The following is an 11,227-nucleotide window of genomic DNA, read 5'->3' as shown; positions in this document are numbered from 1 at the left end:
AAAACTCAGTCCATACATCTTTGTTAGGCTGCAAATCATTTCCATATAACAGGTAAGCTTTGAAATCTAATGTTCAACAGGAAGGAAACACAGAATCACCTAAGATGGAAAATAGATTTTTATAAGTGATTTTTATTAGTTTTTCAACACCTTTATTTTCTTTTCATTTGACCCTTCGTTCCATAATTAATTGGCGGGTTTAGATATTTTTAAATATACCGCTTTCGCGAAAACGAAATTTTCAAAAAAGTAAAAAAGCATCTAATTATAATGATATAAGGGCTTATTAATCATAGAGTAATGCGGCAAAAAAAAATAAATGATGCCATCAACTGAAACTTGTGTAGAAATCATCAAATAATATAAAACATTGATTATCAAATAAGTATACTTATGTCGGTAAATACGTGTTAATTTTTTTAAGAAAAGTTACTTGGAATGATGATAAATATGAAACAAAGACTAATTTACGTGACTCAGAAAGAAATTCCATAAAATATTTTAAGGGTATTATGGCCAAAAATTTTATAGTCGCACTTTGGTGCATTTTATTAAGCGTAGCCTTCTCCTTTTCTCAGGAAGTATACAACCAGTCTTCGCCATATACTACTAATTCTACCACCTATACCCAGCAACAACTAGATTCGATCTCCTACAAATTATTAGACTATTTTAACAAAGGGTCGTACGAACAAATTTTAGAAAAAACTCCAGCGCTTATTGCTAATTCCCAAAATATAAATGCTCAAGATTTAGAGCGTAGATTTCGTAATATATTGGGCAATTCCTATATAAAACTAGACGATACAGATAAAGCCGAACTCTTTTTTAATGAAGCATTGAAAATAGCAAAAGAGCAAAAAGATACGTTAACGATGCTCACTACTTACGTGAATTTAGGGAACACCTACTTTAAGACAGATACGGATAAAGCAGTAACCTACCTTAAAAAAGGATTAGCTTATCAATACCAAAACGACCTACATGATCAAATTAATTTTATTTTACACCATAACCTAGCAGAATTATATGTAAATCTAAATCAACCCAAGCTCGCTAAGGATCATTTAAGCCAAATAGAATATAAGATAGACTTAGAGGCTATGGCTGATCGCCGTAAAACCTATATAGGGACTACTAACTTTATAAAAGCAGGTATCCTTTTACTTGAAAATAATCCTGAAGAATCTATGGAAAGGATTTTAGAATCATTAAAATATCAAGATTCTTACGATGAAAACTATCGATTAGGAAATTACAAGAATCTGATGACAGCTTATGAACTCATGGGACAGTATGAAAAATTGCCTGAAGTTCATAAAGTCTATGATTCTTTAAAAGATGTTCTGTACGAAAAAGATAAGATCAAACAGCAGCAAATTTCCAGAACAAAAGTACAGCTGGATAAAATAAAGCAAGACCTGAGAGCCTCTCAACTAGAAAATGAACTGGTTACTCAAAAAGCCTCGGTAGATCAAATCTTGCTTGTTTTTTTTATAGTTGTCGCGGTCCTTTTATTATTGGTGACTATAGTATTGTTTAAATCAAAAAACAAAAGAGAGCGACTTTTAAAAGGCTTGTTAGAAAAGAATAAACAATATTTGAATGCCAAAGAAAGGTCTGAAAAACTCGCCAAAAGCAACACACGCTTTTTATCTACTATAAGTCATGAATTAAGAACTCCTTTGTATGGAATCGTAGGTTTATCGGCCTCGTTTTTAAAAGACCCCAATTTGTCTGGTTATAAAGAGGAATTTAAATCCCTTAAATTTTCAGCAGATTACCTACTGGCTCTGGTAAATGATGTGCTTCATATCAATAAGTTCTCCTCTAAAAAAGGGCATGAACTAATGGAGGTGCATTTTGAACTGCCGGTACTTGTAGAAAATATCATCACAACTTTTACATTTTTAAATGAAAAACATAACAATGAGGTTGTTATAGAGTTAGATCCACATATTCCAACGATCCTTTATGGGGATAAAACAAAGATTTCTCAAGTGCTTATGAACTTGATGAGTAATGCCAGTAAGTTTACGGAGGACGGAAATATTAGTCTTAAAATTAAGAACATAGAACAAAATGAGGAAGACATACGATTGTACTTTGAGATTAAGGATTCGGGAAGAGGTATTCATCCTGACGAGCAGAAAAATGTTTTTGAAGAATTTACTCAAGTAAAAGTTTCTAGCCATCAAGAAATTAATGGGACAGGTCTAGGATTACCTATTGTCAATAAAATATTGAGTATTCTGGGCTCTTCACTACAAATGGATAGTGTTTTTAATGAAGGAACTACTTTTTCATTCATTCTTGATATTCATGTAGGAGAAAAAGAGCAAGAGCAGCAGCAAGCCCGATCAAAAAATATCACCTCTTTAGAGAATAAAAAAGTGCTGATAGTAGATGATAATAAAATCAACCAGATAGTAACCCAAAAGATATTAGAGCAACATTCCATGAAGCATCAAACCGCCAGTAACGGTAAGGAAGCGGTTGAAATAGTTCAAAAAGAAGCATTTGACTTTATACTCATGGATATCAATATGCCTGTAATGAATGGTATTGAGGCAAGTCAGAAGATACGAGAGTTTGATAAAAAGACTCCTATTATAGCCTTGACAGCAACGGACTTTGAAGATCCAGAAAACGAAGTGTATTGCTATGGAGTGAATTCTCTTATTGTTAAACCTTATGAAACAGAACTTCTACTACATAGTCTTTTGCTGGAATTATAACAAAACAGCTAGAAAAGAACATCCTAAAGTCTTTCTAACACGCACCAATTAATTAAAAATATTTTGCTTTCATGCATTGATATTTATCATAGTTTTCCTTGCTCATTCCTGTTAATTTTAATTCTTTAAATGGAATCAGGATGAATAACATTTTACTATTAACTGACTTTACAATAAAATCTGAAAACGCACATGATTATGCCTTAAAACTTTTTAAAGGCCAAAAATGTAATTTCCATTTGTTGAGTGTTCAAAAATTTTGGGAATACACCATGGATGATCTTATGGTAGCAAATCCGCAAGATGATATCAATACAGCCTTACTAGGTGATAATAAAGCAAGCCTGAAAGAGACCAAAGAGCAGCTTATAAAGAAAACCCTAAAAGAAGATTTTAATTTTCATACTTTAGTGGATTATGATGTTTTTACCACCGCTATCAATGATGCTGTTGATTCCTACAATATTGATTTGATTGTATGCGGAACCAATGGTAAGAGCGATATCATGGAATCTATTTTTAGTTCGCACACCTTGCGCATTATACGTAACACAGAGTGTCCGTTACTAGCTATTCCAGAAGGTTTTAAGTTTGTAAATCCTACTAACATAGAGTATTTATTAGATTACGATGATTTGTTTGATCCATGTGGAAAAGAGCCTTTTATAAGGCTTGTTAAAAGCTGTCAATCCACCATACATGTCATGCGTCTTAATTATGGTTTTATAATCGAATCTATTGATTATGAAAAAGAACAGGAGGCTATTATAAAATACTTTCACGGCACGCCAGTGCTTTATGAAACACATATAGACCAAGAACCTATTGCTGTAATTGAAGAGTCCATAACAAGACTAGCTATTCAAATGCAAGTCCTCTCTGCACATAAGGAAACTTTTATGGAACGTGTATTTTCTAACTCTCACCTCTCTAAAATTGTTAACTCGGCGGTGGTACCTATTTTAGTTTTACGCACTTGTCACCAGTAATAAGACCTTGACTCTTCCTAGGTATGCTACTGTGTTTATAGCTCTAAAAATTGAAAAGATGAAAGTATTGATCATTTTCACAGCTGTTTTTTTTAAATTTTTTAGATCGATGTTCTTTATAAAAACTAAGCGTTTTACTGCTCTTAGGTCCTCTGTACCTATGGAAAGGGAAAGTCTCAAGAGTAAAATGATGAATACATAACCTATAATTTCAAGACCTTTTTGTGATTTATATCTGGTCGTGCTATCTGGTAAATTCTTTTTGAGAAATCTTTTTATAAGTTGTAGAGTTATAAGTATGGCAATCACCCATAACAGGTATCGTATGATGATGGTGACGCTGGGGTTTTGCGCCATCCATTCCTGTATTTTATCGATCAGTTCCATGCGTTAATGTGTAACAGTTCCTTATTTAAGCAGCATAGCTAGTTGTCCAGCATGATAGGCTGTATGAGAGACAATATGACCTAGAGCTTGTGCCTTTGTTTTAGTTCCAAATTCTTTAGTCACTATTTTTTTATCTCAATCTTCCTCCTCTTGTTTATAAAGGATAGTCAACAAGGTTTTACAAGATAAACGCAGTACCGACAATGCGTTTTCTAAGTCCTTCCATTCTCCTGTATCTTGTTTTACAATGACGGTATGGGCAATTATTTTGATATCCTTTGCGCCAAAAATATTTTTTGCAAAAAGCAATTCTACTTCGGCCGTATGTTGTAATAAAAAATCCACGCTATTGGGTGATGGGGCGAGTTTCTTTTTAAGGTCGAAGACAGTTATTGCATCCAGTTGGTTTTCTAGTCTATTGCGAGATTCTATCCATTAGGCTATCAAATGATCTGTTGGTGTTGCCATTATAAAAATCTTTGAAGTTTATTTTCTAATTGTAGGATGTGCTCTTGCATGGATTCCATACGTTGTAGTAGAGACATAATAGTTTCAACACCTTCTAGATTGATGTCTAGCTCTCTGTGAAACACTAAAATTTGCTCCAGTTTTTTGACTTGGTTTTCTGGTATAAAAACGAGCTCTTTACGTGTTATAACTTCTATAAGTCCTTGTTCATTAAGGGTTTGCACTAATTCGATTTCTACCCGATGGCTTGTGCAAAAATCTATTGCTGGTATGAGGTTGTCATCTTCCATTAGTCTTCCAGTTTTAAGAGTTCTTGATACAATTCTTTTTGCTTTTGCGAAAGAGTGCTAGGGACAATCACCTCGTAAGTCACATATAAATCGCCATAAGACCCCTCTTGTTTATACCTAGGGAACCCTTTTGCTTTCAATTTTACCTTGGTTCCATTTTGAGTGCCTTCTTTAAGGGTTAGTTTTACCTGACCATCTATGGTTTTGATAAGCTGTGAACCACCTAATACGGCGGTAAGTAAAGGGATTTCTTGAGTGATAAATAAATCTGCTTGCTCTCTGTGAAAGGAAGTATTGTTGTTTATTATAAAGGTGATCAACAAGTCGCCTTTTGGACCATTTGACGGACTTTTTCCACCGTGATTTTTAATCTTTATGGTTTGTCCATTGGTAACTCCAGCAGGAATGGCTATCCTTATGTTTTTTCCATTTACAGTAAGTGTTTTTTTACTGCTGGTATAGACATCCATAAGGTCCAAGTGCAACTCTGCATTAAAGTCTTGTCCTCGGTAAGCAGCTCTTTGCCGCTGACCACCGCTAAACATGGATTCAAAGAAGTCTGAATAATCTTCTTCATTGTAGTTTTGTTGTCCTCCATAAGTACGTTGCTGGGAAGTTCTTTGCTGTTGTTTTTGTGCTTGTTCATAAGCCTCAGCATTTTGCCAGTTTTCCCCATACTTATCGTATTTCTTGCGGTTTTCTGGATGACTTAGTACTTCATTAGCTTCATTAAGTTCTTTAAATTTGCGTTCTGCTTCTTTGTCATTAGGGTTGAGGTCTGGATGGTATTTGCGCGCCATCTTGCGATAGGCTTTTTTAATATCGCTCTCCTTTGCCGTTTTTGAAATGCCTAATATTTTATAGTAATCTATAAATTCCATGTATGATGTGTTACAGTCTGTTCAATTCTATTTCTAGTTGACTTATCATGATGAGTTCGGACTTGTTTATTCCAGCATAAGAATAGGCAATAGCCCTTGATGTCTCTACAATAAGTCTATTCACCTTTTTAGTGAAAAGTTGTGGTTGTTCGTTTTTATAAGAGACAAAAGCATCATACATATCGTTTGATGATTCTTCAAAAGCTTGAGCTCCGTCAAAAACGATTTGTATAAGGTAAGCCGCATCACTGTCAAAAACGTCCATTAAATCATCATAGTCCAACCAGTATTCTTTCACATACTCTTGCAGGGTGTCTACTTCTTCTTTACGTACCGTTTTATCAGCAAAGGCAACGGCATAAAACAGTTTACCTAAGTTGTGGTAGAAAGTTTCTGTTGTTTTTATATTTGACTTCATGAGCTACATATTTCATTCAAAATTAAATCAAGTCACTAGCAGAATCTATGACTTTTGTCATTGCTAAAGGACTCATTTGTGTGCAGTTTTACAGAGTAATCGTTAAATAGATCAGCATGAAAGCTCGTAAACGCGTCGTTAGGATTAAAAGTTATCGCATACAGGTGCAACGCAATTACAGGAAACTAGAACTTCTTAAATCAAGAGATGATGCAAAATCCTTTTATGCTCTTTTTGTCAATTCTATCCCAGAGATGGGAAGGTATGTCAATACGCGATTAAATGAGATGGAACACAGTGGAAAATTACTTTCAAATTTTTATAAAGAAGATGACTTTATAGACGATTTATTCATAGCCACCTACAATGCCTTTGATGAGATTAAAACCGATGATCAATTTTATATTTTTCTCTTAAAAGAATTGAACACGCTTTTAGATGAAGCTAAAGAGAAGGAACACAGCATACATGAATCTCTGGAGAATATTGATGTTTATGCAAAGGCCGAAAGGGATAGGATGAGAGAAAAAATGGCAACACAGTTGGATGGAGATATCATCCTTGAAGAAGAGTTAGATGATATCTCATATGCACCGCATAAGGAAGAGTTTAAGACCATCTTTGAAGTGGAGTCAGAACAAAAGATGGAGGAAGATTTAGATAAAACAGCTACGCAAACCTGGACGAGCAAGCAAGCAAACAAGGTGATCGATAGTTTACCAGCATCACACAGGAATATGGCTTCTTTGTATATTCATTTTCACCTCAGCATACCAGAAATTATAGAAGTAACTAAGCAGTCGAGTAGCAAGGTGCATCAGGTAATAAATTCGATTAAGGATTCTTTAAAAAAAGGTTTGTTTAATGTATAATTACTTTTAGTCTTATTTTATCAATCAAATAATAAGCCTTTATTCGTATTTTTGAGATATGGGGTTTTTTGAAGAAAGTATAGAAGAAGCTTTTCTTATTTTATTTGAAGGTGCTTCAGAGGGAATTGTGGTAGTCAATTCTACTCAAATTATTGTGGCTACAAATGCCTCTGCGAGAGCAATTTTTGGATATAAGAAAAGAGAATTAGAAGGACAGCATCTTCACACACTTATTCCTAGCTCTTATCATAAAGAGCATCATTCTCATTTCCATGGTTTTATGGATCACAGTCAGAAACGAGAAATGGGAAAAGGTAGAGACCTTTTTGGATTACGCAAGGACGGTACTAAATTTCCTGTTGAGGCAGGTTTGAACCCATTCATATTGCACAATCATCGTTATGTGATGTCCCTTGTAACAGATATTACGGTACGCAAAGAAAACGAAAGACAAATAGCAGACCTTAATGACCACCTTGCAGACCTTAATGACCACCTTGAGGAAAAGATAGTAGAACGTACCAATTCCTTAAATAAAGCGGTAGACCTATTGCAGCAGGAAGTAAGCTTGCGTATCAAAGCAGAAAACAACGCTAAAGAGGCCTTACAAAAAGAGAAAGAGCTCAATGAGTTAAAAACAAAATTCTTATCCTTGGTTTCACATGAGTTCAAAACTCCTATTAGTGGTATTCTTACCTCTGCGACACTGGTTGGAAAATATACGACAGAAGAGCAGCAAGAAAAAAGGGAAAAGCATCTCAACACTATAAAAAGTAAGGTAAAATACCTCAACACGATAATAGACGATTTCTTGTCTATAGAGCGATTAGACACAGGAAAGGCTAATTATAAAGCCTCTTCATTTCCATTAAGTAAAGTACTTAATGAAGTCATTTATGATGCAAATATGCATCTCAAAGAGGGCCAAAACATTCAGTATCCAAAGAATGCAGACGATATCACCTTAGTGTTTGATGAAAAAATTCTCGAACTTTCTCTGAGCAATCTCATACATAATGCGATCAAATACTCTGGAGAAGGAAGTCTGGTGTCCATAGAAGTAAATGAACTTCTAGAGCATCTAGAAATTAAGATTAAAGATCAAGGAATAGGTATTCCAAAACAAGAGCAGCGCTTTGTTTTTGACCGCTATTTTAGAGCAGAGAATGTGCTGCTCACTCCAGGAACGGGAATAGGTCTTAATATCGTTCAAAACCATTTAAAAAACCTAAACGCTACTATTTCATTCATAAGTACCGCAGGTAAAGGTTCCACCTTTAGTATTTTAATACCAATTGTAAACAGTACCATATCATGAAAAAAGTACTCATTATTGAAGACGATACTGCCTTAAGAGAAAACACGGCAGAGTTACTGGAACTATTAAATTTTGAAGTGGCTACAGCACCTAATGGTCGCATAGGTATCACTCTTGCAAAACAAAACCATCCCGACGTGATTGTTTGTGATATTATGATGCCAGAAGTAGATGGGTATGGAGTGCTAGAAGCATTATCATCAGACACGAGTACCAATCAAATTCCCTTTATATTCTTATCTGCAAAAACAGAGCATAAAGAAATACGCCAAGGAATGGATCTAGGTGCTGACGATTATCTCACGAAGCCATTTGAAGAAGAAGAGCTTATAAGCGCAATAGAAAGTAGAATAGCAAAAGCTACTATTCTTAAAAACCTATTGTCAGCAACAACATCTCCATCTCAAGAAGATCAATTGCGCAACCTTAACGAGTTGAAGAACTTTTTTGATGATGAGGGAGAAGAATGTACCTTTCAAAAAGGAGCGCATATTTATAAGGAAAGTGGTCGTTCCTTTAGAATTTATCTCCTCTTAAAAGGTATCGTTAAAACATATAAAATAGATAAAAGTGGGAAGGAGTTGATCACCGCACTTCATAAAGCTGATGATTTTTTAGGCTTTACATCCCTTCTGGATAACGTTGCTTATCAAGAATCAGCACAGGCGCTAGAAGATGTAACAGTTGTAGGAGTGCTCAAATCAACACTCAGAGAAATACTGGGCAACAGTAAGAACATTTCCATGGAACTCTTGCAGCTTTTAACCGATGATGTTGCAGGGGTTAAAAACCAATTATTACAAATGGCCTACAGCTCGGTACGAAAGAAAACAGCACAAACCATTTTGCAATTTGCACAAGTACTGGATAAAAATACCGAAGAAAATATATGTATAGCTCGCAATGATCTGGCCAGTGTTGCCGGTATTGCCACAGAGAGTTTGATACGTACCTTATCTGGATTTAAGAAGGAAGGTCTTATTGAAATTGAAGGCCGTAATATTAGAATTCTCAATTTAAAAAAGCTAGAACTTCTGGAATAGTACTATTTTAAGGGTTTATTTAGTACTATATGACCCACAACTGATTTTTATCATCTATTCATAAGGCTCAGGCAAATACATTTGTGTTTAAAACTGTGTTTGCAATGAAGCATGTCCTTATTCCTATAGATTTCACAAGTCCTTCATGGAAGGTCGTTAGCTGTGTACTATCCATGTACTTAAAGGCAGGAATGCGTTTTTACCTCATCTATTCAGCTGCTGTAGACCTTAAAATAGATGCCCATGTTACTCAACGGGAGCTTAAAGAAAGAGATTTAAAAATACAGCTAAAAGATCTTGAAGGGCTTTTGGCTCCTAATCAAAAAATCATTTCATTACCTTGGAAAGGAAGCTTTATAGGAAATATTAAAGAAGCCGTTGTGGAGTATGATATAGATTTAATAGCACTAAATGCTGGATGCTCTCCTGCTTGTTATAAAGGTATAAAGGCAAATCCAGCTAAGGATATCATTACTAGAGTAAAATGCCCAGTTCTCATGGTGCCACTGGATTTTAAATGCAAACAGGCCAAAGAAATAGTACTCTTATCTGATTTTAACTTTATACATCGGGCGCGTTCAACAAATACTTTAGTACAATTTGTCAAGGATAATCAAAGTCATCTCCATATTTTACAACTTCATAAACACAGCCATGCCTTAACAGAAACTCAAGACAACAATAAGTTATTTTTGCAAAATACCTTGGGTGATCTTTCACATAGTTTTCATTTTGTCATCGATAAAACTATGAATGAAGCATTACAATTCTATATCAATAGGAATCAAGTAGACTTGGTCATTTTATTTGCAAAAAACATCAATCTTTTAGAACATATACTATTCTCAAAAACTCGAGGCGGAGGTTTTGATTACCATAAAAAAGTTCCCTTTTTGATCATTCATGAATAACTCCCTTTCATTCAAATAGTAAATGATGTCACCCAGAACTGATTAAAATCATAGTTTTAAATTGGGATTGCCTATAGTTTTGGAATCATATAAATCCAATCTTACTATGAGAGTTATAATCATCCCTACCGATTTTTCAGAGAATGCTTTTAACGCTTTAACTTGTGCTATACAGTATTTCAATAATGAAGAGGCCACCTTTTTTATAGTCCATACTTGTGAAACTAAAGAAAACCATCAATCAAAAGAATTTGAAGAACAATTGGATCATCTACTGGAACGCGTGGAGTATTTAACTTTTAACCCGCTTCATCATTTTGACACTCAAGTGATTTATGGAAACTTAATGACCCAATTGGACAACCTTGTAGATGTTCAAAACGCCGACTTGGTAGTTATGGGAACACAAGGTAGGACAGCAGACCGCAAGATGAGCTTTGGCAGCAATACCTTAAAAGTGATTAAAAAGGTAAAATGTCCTGTACTAGCCATTCCATTAGAGTTGGAGTTTAAAAGTCCAGACCGAATATTATTTCCTTCAGAACTATTGATTCCTTTTAAAAATAGAGAGCTGGATCTTTTAAGTAGTATTGCTTACAACCATGGTTCGGTGTTGAATTTACTTCATATCGCAAAGTTCGATACTTTATCCCAACGACAACAAGAAATGAAAGCTTTGTGGGAGTCTCGCTTTCGCGAAAGCGAAATAAAATACAAGCGTCAAGATCTAGGAGTTCCTACTACGGTCATTAATAACATCATCACTCAAAATGATATTGATTTACTGGTACTCGTAAATTCAAAGCATTCTTTTCTGGAGTCTTTTATACAATTACCAACTATAGATTCTTTAAGCCTGAATTTAAAAATTCCATTTTTGATACTTCAAAATCTACCTAGATAAAACGCTCC

At 34.8% G+C, this 11,227-nt stretch carries 13 protein-coding genes; 7 read left to right on the top strand and 6 right to left on the bottom strand.

What is annotated here, in order from left to right; translation table 11 throughout:
- Positions 1-512 precede the first annotated feature (512 nt).
- Positions 513-2,738 carry a response regulator gene (locus F0365_RS15530; protein ID WP_169934539.1) on the top strand — a complete coding sequence of 742 codons (2,226 nt, stop codon included), beginning with the start codon at positions 513-515 and terminating at the stop codon, positions 2,736-2,738.
- A 140-nt stretch (positions 2,739-2,878) separates the two neighbouring features.
- Positions 2,879-3,727 (top strand): universal stress protein, encoded by an 849-nt coding sequence (locus F0365_RS15525; RefSeq protein WP_169934538.1) that lies wholly within the window; start codon positions 2,879-2,881, stop codon positions 3,725-3,727.
- Here F0365_RS15525 and F0365_RS15520 read toward each other — a convergent pair.
- The 6 genes from F0365_RS15520 to F0365_RS15500 all read right to left on the bottom strand — a co-directional run bounded on the left by F0365_RS15520 (position 3,707) and on the right by F0365_RS15500 (position 6,171).
- On the bottom strand, positions 3,707-4,114 hold the full coding sequence (locus F0365_RS15520; RefSeq protein ID WP_169934537.1) for a hypothetical protein: 408 nt from the start codon (positions 4,112-4,114) through the stop codon (positions 3,707-3,709). The two genes, F0365_RS15525 and F0365_RS15520, sit on opposite strands and share 21 nt — an antisense overlap.
- Before the next feature lie 21 nt (positions 4,115-4,135).
- Positions 4,136-4,237, bottom strand: a complete 102-nt coding sequence (locus tag F0365_RS16630) for a DinB family protein (RefSeq protein ID WP_240961729.1) — start codon at positions 4,235-4,237, stop codon at positions 4,136-4,138.
- A 12-nt stretch (positions 4,238-4,249) separates the two neighbouring features.
- Positions 4,250-4,459, bottom strand: a complete 210-nt coding sequence (locus F0365_RS16625) for a hypothetical protein (RefSeq protein ID WP_240961728.1) — start codon at positions 4,457-4,459, stop codon at positions 4,250-4,252.
- A gap of 122 nt (positions 4,460-4,581) precedes the next feature.
- Positions 4,582-4,872 (bottom strand): chaperone modulator CbpM, encoded by a 291-nt coding sequence (locus F0365_RS15510; protein ID WP_169934536.1) that lies wholly within the window; start codon positions 4,870-4,872, stop codon positions 4,582-4,584.
- Positions 4,872-5,753, bottom strand: a complete 882-nt coding sequence (locus tag F0365_RS15505) for a DnaJ C-terminal domain-containing protein (RefSeq protein ID WP_169934535.1) — start codon at positions 5,751-5,753, stop codon at positions 4,872-4,874. The genes F0365_RS15510 and F0365_RS15505 overlap by 1 nt, the downstream gene beginning before the upstream one ends.
- A 10-nt stretch (positions 5,754-5,763) precedes the next feature.
- A complete protein-coding gene (locus F0365_RS15500; protein ID WP_169934534.1) occupies positions 5,764-6,171 on the bottom strand; it encodes a hypothetical protein in 408 nt (135 codons plus the stop codon).
- Between the two features lie 116 nt (positions 6,172-6,287).
- On the opposite strand from F0365_RS15500, the gene F0365_RS15495 reads away from it, so the two are divergent.
- The 5 genes from F0365_RS15495 to F0365_RS15475 all read left to right on the top strand — a co-directional run bounded on the left by F0365_RS15495 (position 6,288) and on the right by F0365_RS15475 (position 11,219).
- Complete coding sequence (locus F0365_RS15495) at positions 6,288-7,043, top strand: hypothetical protein (RefSeq protein ID WP_169934533.1); 756 nt, start codon at positions 6,288-6,290, stop codon at positions 7,041-7,043.
- 58 nt (positions 7,044-7,101) lie between these two features.
- Entirely contained in the window at positions 7,102-8,361 is a 1,260-nt protein-coding gene (locus F0365_RS15490) for a PAS domain-containing sensor histidine kinase (protein ID WP_169934532.1), read from the top strand.
- Positions 8,358-9,404: a response regulator gene (locus F0365_RS15485; RefSeq protein ID WP_169934531.1), complete on the top strand. Its 1,047-nt coding sequence runs from the start codon at positions 8,358-8,360 to the stop codon at positions 9,402-9,404. The genes F0365_RS15490 and F0365_RS15485 overlap by 4 nt, the downstream gene beginning before the upstream one ends.
- A gap of 104 nt (positions 9,405-9,508) precedes the next feature.
- Positions 9,509-10,315, top strand: a complete 807-nt coding sequence (locus F0365_RS15480) for a universal stress protein (protein ID WP_169934530.1) — start codon at positions 9,509-9,511, stop codon at positions 10,313-10,315.
- 106 nt (positions 10,316-10,421) lie between these two features.
- A complete protein-coding gene (locus tag F0365_RS15475) occupies positions 10,422-11,219 on the top strand; it encodes a universal stress protein (RefSeq protein ID WP_169934529.1) in 798 nt (265 codons plus the stop codon).
- Positions 11,220-11,227 lie beyond the last annotated feature (8 nt).

Origin of the sequence: Nonlabens sp. Ci31, assembly GCF_012974865.1 — a bacterium.
Taxonomy (GTDB): Bacteria; Bacteroidota; Bacteroidia; order Flavobacteriales; family Flavobacteriaceae; genus Nonlabens.
This window is presented reverse-complemented; position numbering and strand designations above follow the sequence as displayed.

Coding starts and splice junctions, on each gene's coding strand:
- F0365_RS15530 (WP_169934539.1), top strand. CDS start 513: ATGGCCAAAAATTTTATAGTCGCACTTTGGTGCATTTTATTAAGCGTA.
- F0365_RS15525 (WP_169934538.1), top strand. CDS start 2,879: ATGAATAACATTTTACTATTAACTGACTTTACAATAAAATCTGAAAAC.
- F0365_RS15520 (WP_169934537.1), bottom strand. CDS start 4,114: ATGGAACTGATCGATAAAATACAGGAATGGATGGCGCAAAACCCCAGC.
- F0365_RS15510 (WP_169934536.1), bottom strand. CDS start 4,872: ATGGAAGATGACAACCTCATACCAGCAATAGATTTTTGCACAAGCCAT.
- F0365_RS15505 (WP_169934535.1), bottom strand. CDS start 5,753: ATGGAATTTATAGATTACTATAAAATATTAGGCATTTCAAAAACGGCA.
- F0365_RS15500 (WP_169934534.1), bottom strand. CDS start 6,171: ATGAAGTCAAATATAAAAACAACAGAAACTTTCTACCACAACTTAGGT.
- F0365_RS15495 (WP_169934533.1), top strand. CDS start 6,288: ATGAAAGCTCGTAAACGCGTCGTTAGGATTAAAAGTTATCGCATACAG.
- F0365_RS15490 (WP_169934532.1), top strand. CDS start 7,102: ATGGGGTTTTTTGAAGAAAGTATAGAAGAAGCTTTTCTTATTTTATTT.
- F0365_RS15485 (WP_169934531.1), top strand. CDS start 8,358: ATGAAAAAAGTACTCATTATTGAAGACGATACTGCCTTAAGAGAAAAC.
- F0365_RS15480 (WP_169934530.1), top strand. CDS start 9,509: ATGAAGCATGTCCTTATTCCTATAGATTTCACAAGTCCTTCATGGAAG.
- F0365_RS15475 (WP_169934529.1), top strand. CDS start 10,422: ATGAGAGTTATAATCATCCCTACCGATTTTTCAGAGAATGCTTTTAAC.